Annotated in this window: 14 protein-coding genes and 1 other RNA gene; 6 read left to right on the top strand and 9 right to left on the bottom strand. The window is 48.0% G+C overall.

Going from position 1 to position 15878, the window contains the following annotated elements; all coding sequences use genetic code 11:
- Positions 1-13: 13 nt before the first annotated feature.
- The 4 genes from gcvT to FJQ87_RS16120 form a co-directional block, all read right to left on the bottom strand.
- A complete protein-coding gene (gene gcvT / locus FJQ87_RS16105; protein WP_140933474.1) occupies positions 14-1105 on the bottom strand; it encodes a glycine cleavage system aminomethyltransferase GcvT in 1092 nt (363 codons plus the stop codon).
- 299 nt (positions 1106-1404) lie between these two features.
- Positions 1405-2628, bottom strand: a complete 1224-nt coding sequence (locus FJQ87_RS16110; protein ID WP_140934166.1) for an FAD-dependent oxidoreductase — start codon at positions 2626-2628, stop codon at positions 1405-1407.
- Positions 2629-2658: 30 nt separating this feature from the next.
- Positions 2659-3864, bottom strand: a complete 1206-nt coding sequence (gene ubiH, locus FJQ87_RS16115; RefSeq protein WP_140933475.1) for a 2-octaprenyl-6-methoxyphenyl hydroxylase — start codon at positions 3862-3864, stop codon at positions 2659-2661.
- 11 nt (positions 3865-3875) lie between these two features.
- Positions 3876-4445: a UPF0149 family protein gene (locus tag FJQ87_RS16120; protein ID WP_140933476.1), complete on the bottom strand. Its 570-nt coding sequence runs from the start codon at positions 4443-4445 to the stop codon at positions 3876-3878.
- Positions 4446-4685: 240 nt separating this feature from the next.
- Between FJQ87_RS16120 and zapA the strand changes: the two genes are divergently transcribed.
- The 3 genes from zapA to FJQ87_RS16135 all read left to right on the top strand — a co-directional run bounded on the left by zapA (position 4686) and on the right by FJQ87_RS16135 (position 6038).
- A complete protein-coding gene (gene zapA / locus FJQ87_RS16125) occupies positions 4686-5033 on the top strand; it encodes a cell division protein ZapA (RefSeq protein WP_140933477.1) in 348 nt (115 codons plus the stop codon).
- Between the two features lie 7 nt (positions 5034-5040).
- Positions 5041-5219: non-coding RNA, 6S RNA (gene ssrS / locus FJQ87_RS16130), on the top strand.
- Positions 5220-5252: 33 nt separating this feature from the next.
- Positions 5253-6038, top strand: a complete 786-nt coding sequence (locus FJQ87_RS16135; protein ID WP_140933478.1) for a 5-formyltetrahydrofolate cyclo-ligase — start codon at positions 5253-5255, stop codon at positions 6036-6038.
- Between the two features lie 45 nt (positions 6039-6083).
- Here FJQ87_RS16135 and FJQ87_RS16140 read toward each other — a convergent pair whose 3' ends face one another.
- Positions 6084-6983, bottom strand: coding sequence for a DUF808 domain-containing protein (locus FJQ87_RS16140; RefSeq protein WP_140933479.1), 900 nt, complete (start codon positions 6981-6983; stop codon positions 6084-6086).
- A 203-nt stretch (positions 6984-7186) separates the two neighbouring features.
- Between FJQ87_RS16140 and rpiA the strand changes: the two genes are divergently transcribed.
- Positions 7187-7846 carry a ribose-5-phosphate isomerase RpiA gene (gene rpiA, locus FJQ87_RS16145; protein WP_140933480.1) on the top strand — a complete coding sequence of 220 codons (660 nt, stop codon included), beginning with the start codon at positions 7187-7189 and terminating at the stop codon, positions 7844-7846.
- Between the two features lie 97 nt (positions 7847-7943).
- Here the strand turns inward: rpiA and recJ are convergent, their stop codons facing one another.
- From recJ to brnQ, 4 genes are all read right to left on the bottom strand, one after another.
- Positions 7944-9668, bottom strand: a complete 1725-nt coding sequence (gene recJ, locus FJQ87_RS16150; protein WP_140933481.1) for a single-stranded-DNA-specific exonuclease RecJ — start codon at positions 9666-9668, stop codon at positions 7944-7946.
- Between the two features lie 134 nt (positions 9669-9802).
- Positions 9803-10531, bottom strand: coding sequence for a bifunctional protein-disulfide isomerase/oxidoreductase DsbC (gene dsbC, locus FJQ87_RS16155; RefSeq protein WP_140933482.1), 729 nt, complete (start codon positions 10529-10531; stop codon positions 9803-9805).
- A gap of 152 nt (positions 10532-10683) precedes the next feature.
- Positions 10684-11601: a site-specific tyrosine recombinase XerD gene (gene xerD, locus FJQ87_RS16160; protein ID WP_140933483.1), complete on the bottom strand. Its 918-nt coding sequence runs from the start codon at positions 11599-11601 to the stop codon at positions 10684-10686.
- Positions 11602-11705: 104 nt separating this feature from the next.
- Entirely contained in the window at positions 11706-13028 is a 1323-nt protein-coding gene (gene brnQ, locus FJQ87_RS16165; protein WP_140933484.1) for a branched-chain amino acid transport system II carrier protein, read from the bottom strand.
- Positions 13029-13508: 480 nt separating this feature from the next.
- Here brnQ and FJQ87_RS16170 point away from each other — a divergent pair, with 480 nt between their 5' ends.
- Both FJQ87_RS16170 and srmB read left to right on the top strand, forming a co-directional pair.
- Entirely contained in the window at positions 13509-14234 is a 726-nt protein-coding gene (locus tag FJQ87_RS16170) for a methyltransferase (protein ID WP_140934167.1), read from the top strand.
- Between the two features lie 129 nt (positions 14235-14363).
- Entirely contained in the window at positions 14364-15629 is a 1266-nt protein-coding gene (srmB, locus tag FJQ87_RS16175) for an ATP-dependent RNA helicase SrmB (RefSeq protein ID WP_140933485.1), read from the top strand.
- Positions 15630-15878: the final 249 nt, after the last annotated feature.

The raw sequence follows: 15878 nt of genomic DNA on the forward strand, positions 1-15878 counted from the left end.
TTGTTCGATTTAATCAGAATGCTTGTTGTCCATTGCGTACAAACACTGGCGCGACCACGCGTACAGGAACGCGCTTATTGCGAATAGCGACTTCAGCGCAATCGCCAATATCCGCCCCTACCCGTGCCATGGCAATAGCATAGCCTAAGGTCGGCGAGAAAGTCCCGCTAGTGATCACACCTTCAGCCTCTTGGCCTTGGGCGTTAGTAAAGTGCACTGTCATGCCGTGGCGCAGTACGCCTTTAGCTTCCATCACTAACCCGACTAGCTTATCTGTGCCAGTTGCGCGCAGCCTTGTTAAGGCGCTGCGGCCAATAAAATCACGATCTTCTGGTTGCCAAGCGATAGTCCAGCCCATGTTGGCGGCTAAGGGATTTACGCTTTCATCCATATCTTGGCCATAAAGATTCATGCCAGCTTCTAAGCGCAGCGTATCACGAGCGCCTAACCCGCAAGGGCGCACGCCAGCATCGAGCAAAGCTTGCCATAAAGCTTCTGCCTCACTCACTGGTACGATAATCTCGTAACCCGCTTCACCTGTGTAACCTGTGGTGGCAATAAAAAGAGAGCCTGCTTGCACGCCAAAAAAGGGCTTCATGCCGGCAACGGCAGCAACTTGCTCTGAGGTAAATACGCGGGCAGCGCGCTCTTTGGCGTTCGGGCCTTGCACGGCAATCATGGCAAGCTCAGCGCGCTCAGTCACAGTGACGTTAAAGCCTTCACTTTGGCGAGTGATCCACGCTAAGTCTTTATCTCGAGTGGCGGAGTTCACCACAACCCGGTAAAAGGTCTCAGTAAGGTAGTAAGTGATTAAGTCATCAATCACCCCGGCGTTATCATCGAGCATGCCGCTATACAGGGCTTTACCGGTTTGGGTGAGTTTAGTGATATCGTTGGCCAGTAAATGGCGCAGGAAAGGTTTAGCGTCAACGCCTGTGATGTCCACAACTGTCATGTGGGAGACATCAAACATACCGGCATCTTGGCGCACCGCGTGATGTTCTTCGATTTGTGAGCCGTAATTCAGTGGCATGTCCCAGCCATGAAAGTCGACCATTTTCGCGTTGGATTCAAGATGCTTATTGTAGAGTACAGTTTTAGCCATTTTCAGCCCTTATCCTGGGAGTAAAAATTGTTGTTCAATCTTACGATTAAACCGCAGAAATGCTGTGCTTTGCTGTGTTGTTGCGCAGATTTTGTAGGGGAAGCATCTGCTTTAATGTAACTGTTGCCGAATATAAAAGTCGCCAAAATTATACATTGAGCAACAAGTTTGTATACAACAAATAATCTTATGCATCACCCTAGCAGCATTAGATTAGCTAATGCTAACTAGTGTGAATATTTTGCAGATGAGAAGGCTCGACACCAGTCGCTAGCCCTTGATTAGGCTGGCTAGCGCCATTAAGAGGAGTGCGGCGCGCGGCAAATTTCTGGCAAGCGACCGTGTTGCCCCATGGCTTGTTCGATAAACAGTGTTTTCAGGCCAGAGGATGAATCCACTAAGTTAAGACCAAGCTCGCGCACTAACTTTTTCAGCGGGTGACCGCCACTAAAGCACTGCTTAAAGCCTTCCATTGCCGCAATCATAGTCATGGCATCGGCCTTACGGTTACGCTCTAACGCCCGTAAATGCCGATACTCACCGATATCTTTGCCAGCATTTTTTAACTCGTTTAAGGTTTCAATGATCCACGCCGCGTCCATCAAACCTAAGTTCACGCCCTGCCCCGCCAATGGATGTATGGTATGAGCGGCGTCTCCTGCCAGCAATAAGCGATGGCGAGCAAAATGACGGGCATAGCGCATGCGCAGTGGAAAACTTTGGCGTGAACTATTAAGGCTACATAAGCCAAGCTTGCCATCAAAGGCGGCGGTTAACGCGCGGCCGAAGGTTTGCGCCTCACACTCTAACAACTCTTGAGTCACTATCGGCGGCTGTGACCACACCATGGAGCATAAATGCGGGTCAGCCAAAGGCAGTAAAGCCAAAATGCCATGTTCAGAAAAAACTTGGCGCGCGCAGCCATCATGAGGCAATTCAGTGCGTATGGTGGCGACCATGGCATTATGACCATAATCCCAAAAAGTTAAGGGGATTTTTGCTTGGCTGCGCACCACAGATTCTGCACCATCGGCAGCTATGACTAAGCGCGCGCTCACTTCGAGGTTATCGCTTAAATGCAGCCAAGCTTCGCGCTCACCAAAGCTTAATCTTAATAAGCTGTGCTGCTGCAAGTGGGTAAGCTTTTCAAGCTCAGCGGCGCGCCGCCCTAAAGCAAAGCTTAAGACATCGTTCTCGACGATATAGCCTAAACGCGGTTGCTGCACGCTATCGGCATCAAAATCTATTTGGCCCATGCCGTTTTTAGTCCACACCGACATAGACTGATACGGCCCTAAACGCTGCTGGTCGATATAGGTCCAAGCGCCTAAGTTATCCAGTAACTGCTGACTGCCTAAGTTAATGGCACTAACGCGCAGTTTTGGCTCGCCCGTCACCATTTTTAGCTGACTGCTATCGATAACTACGACGCTAAGGCCCGCTTCAGCTAAGCCAATGGCTGTGGTTAGCCCCACCATACCGCCGCCGACTATGGCGACATCATAGGTTTGAGTTGTAAACATCAATCAAAATTCCTTGCTAACTATTCCTTGCTAACTAAGACGCCGAAGCGGCCAACCACTGGCGGCGCTCACAATAGGACGTTTTAATGGCGGACACCAAGATAAGAGCCGCAGCCCCAGATTACGGCCAAGCACTAAGGGAAACGCTTGATTGGAAAAACCGCGTACTAGGCTTTCTATCGCCGTTAAGGTGGCTTGTCTATCTTGGCGTCTATGGGCTAAATAGTCGTGGGTGACCTCACTCGCACCAGCATCTTGGCCACGATTAAGCACAGGCGTTAATACTTGCACTAAAGTGGCTATGTCTCTTAACCCTAAATTAAACCCTTGGCCAGCAATGGGATGCAAGGTTTGGGCGGCATTGCCCACAAACACGCAGCGATGATAAATCGGCCTTGGCATTACCGACATAATCAAAGGGTAACCATGGCGCTGGCTGACCTTAGTCAATTTGCCAGCGCGATAACCAAAGGCGCCTTGCAATGCGTGTAAAAAGTCACCGTCAGATAATGCTAAGTAGCGCGCTTGCTCATCGGCCTTCATCGCCCACACCAAGGACATACATTTGCCATCGCCTTGCGCCATAGGTAATAGCGCAAGCGGCCCATGCTCGGTGAAACGCTCAAAGGCGCGGCCTGCATGAGGTCTATCAAGGATAACATTGGCAATCACAGCACTTTGATTAAAATCTATGTGCTCACTTTCAAGCTTAAGGCTTTGACGCACAAAAGATTGCGCGCCATCGGCGGCCACGAGCAAACGCCCGCGCAGGCGCCGACCAGAATCTAAAGTGACTTCTTGATAATCTGAATGACTTATAAGCGCTGTAACATGATCTGGGCAAAAGAAATCAATCTCGGCATTGATTAACGCCTGCTGCAATTGCCTGCCTGCATCTTCTAGCCCCAGCACATGGCCAAAGCTATCACAGCCAAATTGCGCCGCCGCTAAATGCGTCATGCCAAAATGACCGCGATCCGACACATGAATATCAGCAATCGCCGTGGCATTGGGCGCCAGATTAGACCACAAGTGCCAACGCTTAAGCTGCTCAACACTGCCGCGCGATAAGGCAATTGAGCGCGCATCGAACCCTGGGTGCTGCGAGCTCACCGTTTGCGCTTCAACCAAAGCTATTTTGGCGGGCGTTAGCGAGCGCAGTGCCAAGGCCAGCAAGGCGCCGGTCATGCCGCCACCCACTATAACTAGATCCCAAAGTTCGGCGTCTTGCTTCATCACACTATCCCTTAATGCACTGTCTTTGGTTCAGCATCCATTTCAGGCTCAGGACCAAATTCTGAGTAACACAGCATGGCGCCCATGCGGACAAATTCCACCAGCTCCATCAAGGCCGCTTCTGACTCTTCATCTTCATCGACCTCAAGCTCAACGCGGGCGATTTCAGACAAATCATCAATCACTTCACGCACTTCAGCTGATGCTTGCTTAAGCTTAGGTTGGATAATCGCAAGACCAGTTAAGAAGCTTTGCACCCATAACGATAAGGCTTCTAAGCGCGCGGCTAAGGCTTCTTCTTCATCTGGCAATAATGGCGTAAAGCCAAATTCCATTTCCGCTAAGTTCGCCACCGCATCGTGATACATATCACTGACTAACACTTCTAATGGCTTAGGCAGTGGCTGGCCATCATTCATCAATTCACTTAAGGGCTTTTGCCACCCTTGTGGGCTGGTTTGTACCCCGCCACAGATTAAGCCAACCAAGGCGCCATGAACCTCAACCGCGTCCTGACCGATTTCAGCCTCGCGCAAGGCATTATTCACATGTTCAATGCGTAAAGAAGGAGGGGGGGCCATAGTTAATTTCCAATTACGATATATTGTTAGCAATGCTAGCAGATTGACCTAGGCAGCCCAAGGACTTTGATCCCATCGCCTACAAGTCCCCGTGATTACTCGCTTCGTAAATAAGCAAACACTGACCAAACAGGCAGCAATTAAGTCATCAATACTAAAATCAACGCTTTGTTGGCTTGCACTTTTGCCAGCGCCCTTATATAGTCCGCCTCAAGAGCAAATCACAGGATATAACGCTAGATGAGTAATCGTGCAGTAGAAATCACCCTTTTGGGTCGCACCTACTCTATTGCCTGTCCGGTGGGGCAGGAAGCCGCGCTCAAGCAAGTAGCCGTTAAGATAGAGCAACAGCTAACTGCGATGCGGGCAAGAACCAATAGCCTAAGTCGCGAAGATATAGCCATCATGGCCGCCTTAAATATTGGCTATGAGCTATATGAAGAAAAAATGAAGAACCAAGACTACATAAAACAAATGGATACACGTATCGGTTTGCTGCAGTCCACCTTAGAAAATGCCCTGGTTGAACGTAGTCAACCTGTATCAGCGACAGCTAAAGCTAGCGCTGATGAGCCCGCTAAGGTATAACTTATTTTGCTCCCTGGGATGTTCGTTGAAGGTAATGTCCCTGTGCCGATATTTACAAACTTAGGGTAGCTGTTTTTACTGACATTGAGCATGCTCGGTTTTCCGAGAAGCCTTAGGAGGTAATCAGTTTCCCGCCTTGAACCTACGGTTCAAGGGCTACACCCGAGACGGCATCCTGGGGAGCATCCCAAGCTTCACATCTAGAGACAAGTCAGCGCCATGGATAAACCTGCGGACTTAGATGCTAATCCAAAGCATCACTCAATTAGCAAACTAGCGGTTAATAGCGCAAAGCCTATACCGCTGCTCCCAGCAAACACCACTACTGCGCCAACACATAAGTCACAGCAACAATCACTTAGGCAATCGCTTAGGCAAAACCTCAAGCAAGCTCGCGCAGCGCTAAGTCCAGAACAACAAGCCCAAAGCGCCAAGCAAGCGGCGCATTTAGCCCTAGAGCTCATCACACGCTTATGCGCTCAAGACGTAAATCTTCAAGCTGCAAGCTCTCAAACAGTAACAACCCCAACAATAAACAAGCCGCGCCCAATCAAGCGTATTGCCTTGTACCATACCTTAGGTAGTGAGCTTAACACTCAGCCGCTTATCGATTTATTGCGCCAACACTTACCAGAATGTGAGCTCTATTTACCGCGCTTACATCCGTTTTGCGCAGGCCATTTGTTGTTTTTGCGATACTCGCAAGAAAGCGAAATGACACACAATCAATTTGGCATAGCTGAGCCCAAGCTTGATTGCCGCGAAGTGATGGCAGCGTCAAAGCTCGATATCATCTTAACGCCTTTAGTCGGGTTTGACCGTCAAGGGCAACGCATGGGAATGGGCGGCGGTTATTATGATCGCACGTTAGTTAATAGCCAAGCCATCACCATAGGCTTTGCTCACCAAGTGCAGCAGGTTGAAAGACTGCCGGTTGAAGTGTGGGATCAAGAACTTGACTATGTAGTGACCCCAAGTGAGGTTCATGACTTTACTCAAAGTTAAGCGCGCCTTACGCGATTAACTTTGAGATTTAAAAAATAGCTATCATCAGCCGCGCAGTTTTTTCACTAAGGTAAATACCACTACCGCGATAGCGCCGCACGCCACCCCAAATAACGCATTTAATACAGTTGGTAAGCTATAAGTTAAGGCAGGCCCCACTAATGCTATGCCATGTAGAGCCTGCGCCCACGCTTGAAACACATCGCCAACCGCATGTATGCCGTGCACTAAAATACCGCCGCCCACCATAAACATGGCGATAGTGCCTATCACAGTTAAGGCGTGCATTAATTTAGGGGCAAGGGCTAAAAGGCCGCGGCCCAAGGCGCGGGTGCCAGCACTGGCGCCCGGTTTATTTTGTAAGTACAAACCGGCATCATCAAGCTTAACTATGCCTGCCACTAAGCCATAAACGCCCACAGTCATCAAGATAGCCACAACCACTAAAGTCACGGCCTGTAAGGTAAAACTGCTAGCGGCGACGACGCCTAAGCTGATAGCTATGATTTCTGCCGATAATACAAAATCGGTGCGAATGGCCCCTTTTATTTTTTCAGCCTCCCACGCCGCTAAATCATCAGGAATATCATCATCTTGTTCAATTTCTGTATGCAGCCATTTTTCGGCAAGCTTTTCAGCGCCCTCAAAGCATAAATATAAACCGCCAACCATAAGTAGCGGCGTCACTAGCCAAGGGACAAAGGCGCTGATGACTAGTGCCAGCGGCACTAAGATGGCTTTATTGATAAATGAGCCTTTAGCCACAGCCCATACCACAGGCAATTCACGCTCGGCGCTTACGCCTGACACTTGCTGCGCGTTAAGGGCTAAATCATCACCCAATACGCCCACGGTTTTATGAGCGGCCATTTTGCTCATTAACGCCACATCATCGAGCATGCTGGCAATATCATCTAACAAGGTTAATAAACTGGCTGCCGCCATAACCGCCTCTTACTATGGATGAAAGTAATGTCCATCATAAGTCATAGTATTGAAATTACCACTGCCGGCATAGGTAGATAACTAACTATTAATCAAACTGAAACTTCACATAATTCATCTTTAGGTAATCACAAAGGCGCCCGCTTCCTAGGGATTATGTATATAATCGCTCACACATAAGCACTGCTAACAAGGATTACAGCATGACCCAAGATGAAATGAAAAAAGCTGCCGCCTGGGCCGCCCTTAAGTATGTTGAGAGAGATACCATTGTCGGTGTTGGTACTGGCTCAACCGTTAACCACTTTATCGATGCGTTAGCGACAATGAAGGCTGATATTGAAGGCGCGGTGTCAAGCTCTGAAGCATCAACGGCCAAGATGAAGGCGCTGGGCATTCCTGTATTTGATCTTAATAGTGTTAATGACTTGGCCTTGTACGTTGATGGCGCCGATGAAATCAATCCTCACATGGATATGATTAAAGGCGGCGGCGCAGCATTAACGCGCGAGAAAATTGTTGCTGCTGTAGCTAAGACCTTTGTGTGTATCGCTGATGCCAGTAAGCAAGTGGATGTATTAGGTCAATTCCCACTGCCAGTTGAAGTAATTCCTATGGCTCGCTCTTATGTGGCGCGCCAATTAGTGAAATTAGGCGGCGACCCTGTGTATCGTGAAGGCGTAGTGACAGACAACGGTAACATCATTTTAGATGTGTACAACATGAGCATTGTTGACCCTAAAACCTTAGAAAAGCAGATTAACAATATTGTTGGTGTTGTGACTAACGGCTTATTTGCCGCTCGCGGCGCAGATATTTTGCTGGTTGGCGCCGCTACTGGCGTGACAACTATTAAGGCCTAATTGCCTGTTAATGGCACTTAGGCATGAGCATGCCATTAACAACAAGACCCGCAATTGCGGGTCTTGTATTTTGGCAACTAGCTAAGCAGTTACAGCGCTACTGCGCTTCGATTTGCTCCACCAGCAACTGCAAGCTTTGATTACCGCGATACTCATTGACATCAAGCTTATACACTAAGCGCACTTGTTTAATGCTGGCATCTGGCCAAATTTTGGTATCAACATTAAAGGCGATGGCATCCACCATAATGGCGCCGCACTCAGTTTCTAACATCATTTTTAGATGCTTTTCCCCGACTATGCGCTGCTGAATTAAACGAAAATTGCCATCAAACAAGGGTTCTTCAAACGACTGCCCCCAAGGCCCCGCTTGCCTTAGCATTTGCGCGGTTTCCAAGTTGAAATCATTCAGACTTAACTCGCCATCACTGTGCAATTCACCTGTGAGTTCAGTGAGCGTTAACTGCTCGCGTACCGCTTGATCAAACGCCTCGGCAAACTGCGCATAACGAGCGGCATTAATGGTTAAGCCCGCCGCCATCGCATGGCCACCAAACTTGAGTATCATGCCTGGGTGGCGACTATTAATCAGCTCTAAGGTATCGCGCATATGCAGCCCCTTAATCGAGCGGGCTGAGCCTTTGATTTCATCATCATTGCCATGGGCAAAGGCAATCACAGGTCTATGATATTTATCCTTAATGCGCGACGCTAAAATCCCTATCACCCCTTGATGCCAATCGGCTTGAAACAAGGCTATGCCCCAAGGCAAGTTGGCATTATCAAGCCCAAGCTTAGCCAGATGCACTAATGCTTCTTGCTGCATGCCAGTTTCAAGTTCACGTCGCTCGGCATTCAGACCATCAAGCTCTGATGCCATGCGCCGCGCGCGATTAATATCATCACACAATAAGGTTTCGACCCCGAGCGCCATTTCATCTAAGCGCCCAGCAGCATTTAATCTAGGGCCCACCGCAAAACCAAAGTCAGCGGCCACTAACTTGGCAGGGTCACGCTTGGCTACATCTAAAATGGCAGTAATACCTGGGCGACATTGACCTGCGCGCACGCGCTTTAAGCCCGCATTCACTAAGATACGGTTATTGGTATCAAGGCTTACCACATCAGCGACTGTGCCAAGCGCGACTATATCAAGCAAGCTGGCAAGGTTAGGATCGCTAATGCCTTGGCGCTCAAACCAGCCGCGCGCTCTAAGCTCCGCTCGCAGCGCTGACATCACATAAAAAGCAACGCCCACACCAGCAATAGATTTACTGGCAAACGGGCAATCCCCTTGATTGGGATTAACTATGGCATCGGCCTGTGGCAATTCACTGCCCGCCAAATGGTGATCGGTAACCACAACTGTCATGCCAGCGACTTTTGCCGCGGCGACACCCTCAATGGATGAAATGCCGTTATCCACAGTAATTAAGCACTGTGCCTGCATCGACTGCGCCACTTCAACAATTTGCGGGCTTAAGCCATACCCAAAATCAAAGCGATTAGGAATAAGATAATCAAGGGCGGTTGCGCCCATCATCCGCAGCGCCAAAATACACACAGCGGTAGATGTCGCGCCATCGGCATCAAAATCGCCCATGATCAATATCTTGTGCTGCTGCTCAATCGCATCAGCCACAATGGCGGCGGCCTTGCCCATATCTTTCATTGTGCTCGGGCGCAAAAGGTTAGCAAGCGCTAACTCAACCTCGCTGGCATTAACGCCGCGGCGGGCATAAATTTGCTTAAGTAATGGCGGTAAGCTGGCGGGTAAATGCGAGTCGTCTACCCAAGGGCGGCGAATTATGTGTCGAATCAAAACCACATCCTGTCACTAAAAATCTAATGCTGCACCATAGCAAAAAGGCGAGCTATCAGCTCGCCTTTTTTATCTATGCTAGGCGTTGATCAACGCCGTTAGGCATCAACGCAGACGCTATGCACTTCAACTCATTACTGAGAGCGCATGTCTAACATTTTCTTTAAATCGCTCGCAGGCTGATAACCTGGGATCATGCTGCCATCGGCTAACACTATGGCTGGAGTACCGCTAACGCCTATGCTCGCACCCATTTTATATTGACCAGCAATGTCGGCATCACATTTAGCTAATGGTACTGCTTGACCATTTTGCGCGTCGCTCATGGCTTGATTCGGATTAGCCGCGCACCAGATAGAGCGCATATCATCGGCATTCTTAGATGGCACACCTTGACGTGGGAAAGCTAAATAACGCACGGTAATGCCGGCATCATTGTAGTCTTTCATCTCAGCATGCAACTTACGGCAATAGCCGCAGCTGATGTCGGTAAACACAGTCACCACATGCTTTTCGTTTTTAGCTGGAAACACTAACATCTGATTGGTAAAGCTATTGATCATATCAAGGCGCGGACCGGCTAATGCCAACTCAGTTAAGTTTTTCATGCCTTGATCAAGATCGTAAATATTGCCGTGAAACAGCTTAGTACCATCTTCCGTGATATACACCACACCGCGATCGGTAATGGCCTGAACTAAGCCAGGTAATGGTGATTCTTGCATGCTTGCCACATCAATACTCAGGCTATCGCTCAGCTTAGTCTTGATTTTTTGCATCTGTGCATCAGTTAAATCAGCAGCTTGGGTCAATGGCGCCAGGCTCAAGGCCAACAGCAAAGAAATGGCTCGGGTCGACTTCATATCTATTCCTTGTGGGTATCGGGTCAGAGAACTACGGCACGTACTGCCTAGCTCTTCTATCTATGACCGCATAACTGCCGCAAAAGTTACACGGCAGATGAATTTAAATCAATCAGTTAGTGTTAATCAGCAGCAAGTCTGCAAGCAAACTCTCATCCGCGCGGATGATGTTCACTGTGTATTTGCGCCAATCTTAATTGGGCAACATGGGTATAAATCTGAGTGGTAGATAATGATGAGTGCCCAAGCAGCAACTGTACAACCCGCAAATCCGCGCCATGATTGAGCAAATGAGTCGCAAACGCGTGGCGCAAGGTGTGCGGTGATAATTCAGTTTGAATGTCGGCGCGCAGCGCATACAGCTTAATACGGTGCCAAAAGGTTTGGCGAGTCATCATTTGTGCCCGACTTGATGGAAACAAGACATCACTGCTTTGCCCTTTCAACAATTGGGCGCGGGCTTGCTTTAAATACAGCTCAATGGCGGTTTGCGCCATTTCCCCTAATGGCACTAGCCTATCTTTATTGCCCTTACCTGTCACTCGCACTAAGCCTTGCCTTAGGCTCAGCATACTCATGGTTAAACTCACAAGCTCAGTTACCCGCAGACCCGTGGCATACAGTAATTCCAACATGGCAGCGTCGCGGCACTCAATGGCATCCTCAGTATTGGGCTCATTAAGCAAGCGCTCCACTTGCTGCTCACTTAAGCTGGCAGGTAAATGCTTACCTAGTTTGGGAGCATCCAATAAGGCACTGGGGTCTTCGCTGATGAGTTGATGATTGACTAGATAACGATAATAGCGGCGCAGGCTAGATAACTGCCGAGCACTACTAGTCTTAGCAATGCCAAGCTCAGTGCGCATGGCAATAAAATCCAGCAAGGCGGCTTGAGTGGCGCTCGTTAAGCATAAATTCTGCGTAGCAAGGTAGCGCGCTAAGTGCATTAAATCAGTGCGATATGCGCTTAAGGTGTTATCACTTAAGCCTTTTAGCGCCCACATTTCTTCAATAAAGGCATCAATCGATGTTTGACTAAGTTGTAACTGGGCAGAATTCAAATCCATCATTTACTCAAATAACTTAAGCGCTAGCAATTTTGCGAGTCTAACAAAAGGGCGCGAATATCGCGCCCTTAATTTACTCACCGAAAAGGTGATGACTCACTCGCGTATTAGTTGCTTGCTTTGGCCTTTGAGGTCAGTAAGCACAACACCACAGCCAAAATAGTAGGTAACAACCATGCCATGCTGACATCATACAAAGGTAAGAAGTTCACTAAGCTAGTATCCACGCCTGCCGCTTTAAAGCCGTCAATCAGGCCAAAAATTAAGGCTACTGACAAGACTAAACGATGAGCAAATTGTGGGCGGGCAAAACGTTCAGTCAAGAAGGTCACTAACACTAAGGCCATGGCCACAGGATAGATGCTCACTAATACTGGGATGCTGATGCTAATCAGCGCCGTCAGACCTACGTTGGCTACCAAGGCGCAAATAATACTGAAAACCACCACTAATAAGCGATAAGACAGCTTAGGTAATAGCTCATTAAAGTATTCAGCACACGCGCTCACTAAACCTACCGCGGTAGTTAAACAAGCCAGTGTTACTACTAAGGCTAATAACGCTACTCCAACGGTGCCAAAGTGATGAGTCACATAAGCCGTTAAGATTTGACCGCCGTTAGCTGCACCTTGCGCTATATCACCAGCACTGACGCCTAAGAAGAACAAGGCGACATAAACAAAGGCTAAACCCGCAGCAGCAATTAAAGCCGCGCGCACTAAGTACAAGGTCTGGCTAGCGGTATCGACAATGCCTTTTTTACGCAAGATATCAATAATCAGCATACCGAAAATCAGTGAGGCTAAGGCGTCCATAGTGTTATAGCCTTCTAATACCCCTTTGATTAACGGGTCAGAAGCATATTCACCTTGTGGAATACCAGGGGCCGCGCCCGCAACTAGCATCACAGAAATCGCTAAGCCCACCAGCAGCACTAATAATACCGGCGTTAAGATTTTGCCTACGTTATCAAGTAACTTACCTGGGAACATAGACAGCAGCATAGTCACTGCGAAAAAGCCTAAGGTGTAACACAACTGCGCTTGATTTAAAGCGACACCGGCAATATTGATCATCACATCAGGGTCGCTAATAAATGGGCGCGCGCCGATTTCAAAAGCCACTAAGCCAGTACGCGGAATCGCAAATGCTGGGCCAATAATGATGTAAATGGCAACCGCTAAAGCGGTAGCGGCAAATACAGGTAACATGGCCATGATCTTACCATTGGCTCTAGCGACTGCTACCAACGCTATCAAAGGTAAGCCCACGGCTGTGATGAGAAAGCCCGCCATCGCAGAGAACATATGTTCTCCGGCCATTAAGCCTGCGAGCGGCGGAAAGATTAAGTTGCCAGCACCTAAAAAGAAGGCAAAGGTCATAAAGCCTAAACTTAAGGTGTCCATAAATGTCAGTTGTTGTTTCTGCACAGAATGCCTCGTCTTGTTGTTATATTGTTTTTAAAACCAATTGATTATCTAGTCTTGTACCTGTAGGGAGGCATCCCTAATTTGCACGTGTAAATCAAAGTTTACAGACATCAATCTAATTATTCATTGATTATCGTTCATTTTTCAACCAAAACGAGCAATTGCTACTATATATCTTGCTATTTTTAGCCATAAAACAACCAAAACAATGCTTGTTAACTAGGTAACAAGCTTAATCTTTACCAGACTATATTAATGAAAACAAGTTTTTTACCCCGTTTGAGCACAAAAAGTAGCTTAAACCGTTTTAATTGTAAGTTAATCGTTAGTTATCCTCCTTAAAAAAGCATTAGCAACAACTAAAAAACAACATAGTGATCACAGCGCCACTCTGTGGTCTGACCAATACAGAGACTCGAATTTCTGATACACTAGCGCCGCTTGTTGAACGTTAACCCAGCCGATAGAATCCAGCCGACCATGCCTTTTAGTTTTAAACAATTTCATATCGATGATAGCCAATGCGGCATGCCAGTGAGTACCGATGGCGTGATCTTAGGCGCTTGGGCAGAGTTATCCCAAGCCCGCCATATTATTGATATTGGCGCTGGCAGTGGCTTATTAAGCTTAATGGCGGCGCAGCGCAGCTTGGCTCGCATCACGGCCATTGAAATTGATGCCATGGCCGCAAACGCTTGCCGCCTTAATGCTGCCAACAGCCCATGGCCTGAGCGCATTGATGTGATTGAGCAGGATGTGTGTGAGTTAGCCGCATTAACTCAGTGGCAAGCTGCCGCGGATTTCATTATTTGTAATCCGCCCTACTTTGGCTCAGGGCCGCAATCGCAAAAACCTGGGCGTTCACAAGCGCGCCATACTGATAGCCTAAGCTTTACCCAGTTGCTTAACGCCATGACGGCCTTGATGCAACCCAAAGCACAAGCGGCATTGATATTACCTGAGGCCAGCCTGAGCAATTTTTTGGCGGCCTTAAACAATTCTGACTTACAAGTATTGCGCCATCAAACCGTGCAAACTGTGGCGCACAAGCCTGTGAGTCGCCATTTATTAGCCTTAGGCTTTGAGGCTAGTGCGAATACGGCTTCCCAAGCTAAGCCATTAGCCCCCTTGTTAATCCGCACCTCAAGCCATGACTATAGTGATGAGATGCGGGCATTAACGGCAGATTTTTACTTAGGCTTTTAATCTTTGCCCTGTGATAAATAAGGCCGCACGAGTAACTAAATGGTACACTCTGCGACCAAGCTTAACCCGATAGCTTTATTTCTCGGCGCTAACTATAATGCGCCCCGTATATTTTTTGAGATGCTGCGCATGCAATTTGACAACTTTGATTTAGATACTGACCTGCTCGATTCCCTTAAGGCAATGGGCCATTTGACCCCAACCACTATCCAGCAGGAAGTGTTGCCTATGGCGCTGGAACAGCGCGATATTTTGGCCAGAGCGCCTACAGGTACAGGTAAAACGGCCAGTTTTCTGTTGCCAGCATTACAGCATCTCATCGACTTTCCGCGTCGCCGCCAAGGCCAAGCACGCGTATTGATTTTGACCCCAACTCGCGAGTTGGCCAGTCAAATTCATCGTTATGCTTGTCACTTAGCCACAGATTTAGGCCTAAATATCGGCATCATTACTGGCGGCCTGCCTTATGGCCCGCAAGAAGAGTTGCTGGCCAATAACTTAGATATTCTGGTAGCAACCCCAGGTCGCTTACTTGAGTATTTAGATAAGCGCCGCTTTACCGCTGAAGACGTTGAAATCTTAATTATCGATGAAGCTGACCGCATGCTCGATATGGGCTTTAGCACCACAGTGAAATCCATTGCTATGGAAGCGCAAGGTCGTAAGCAGACCATGCTGTTCTCAGCAACCTTGGAAGGCTTTGGCGTTAACTCGTTTGCCCGTGAACTGTTAAATGACCCAATTTCCATTACTACCATTCCGCCTCGCAGCGAAAAGGCCAAAATCCATCAGTGGATCCACTTAGCTGACAACAAGGAGCATAAGTTTGCTCTGTTATGTCATTTGCTGCGCCAAGAAGATGCCACTAGCGTTATCGTGTTCTGTAAGACCCGTGACATAGTGCAATCTTTGGACGGTATGTTGGCGCACGAAGGCATTCCTTGTGCCTTTATGCGTGGTGATATGGAACAAAAACGTCGCTTCCAAGCCTTAAGCCGCTTTACTAAAGGTGAAGTTAAAGTCTTGCTGGCTACCGATGTTGCTGCTCGCGGTATCGATATCGACAATGTTAGTCATGTGATTAACTTTGATATGCCACGCACCGCTGACGCTTACGTACATCGTATTGGCCGTACTGGCCGTGCGGGTAACAAAGGCACTGCCATTTCATTAGTTGAAGCTCATGATATGCGCGTGTTATCTAAGATTGAGCGCTACATTGAGATGGGCCTGAAGCGCCGCTTTATTGAAGGCTTACGCCCTAACAATAAAGAAGCTAAGGTTCCGACCAAGAAGAAGCCAAAAGAAAAGGCAAAATTAGCCGCTAAAAAATCGCCAAAAGAAAAAGCGAAAATGGCCGCTAAGAAGAAGCTTAAAAAAGCTAAGAAAAGTTAAAAATAGCTGATTAATCTGAACTAATTCAGTATCAATCAGACTAAAGCGCAGTAACTAACCTTACTGTGACCCTAAAAAAGCCGCTATGCGGCTTTTTTTGTATCTCGCCATTGGCCTGCACTATTCAAGGGCGGCAATTAGCTACTTGCCATTCCCCCTCAACACTGTCATGTTTAGAAACATTTTGGTTACAAAAACAATTTCTCCGCCTTAAATGACTCTGTTAATTTAGGCATAACGCGATCGCAT

The organism is Shewanella sp. SNU WT4, from assembly GCF_006494715.1.
In the GTDB taxonomy this organism is placed as follows: Bacteria; Pseudomonadota; Gammaproteobacteria; order Enterobacterales; family Shewanellaceae; genus Shewanella.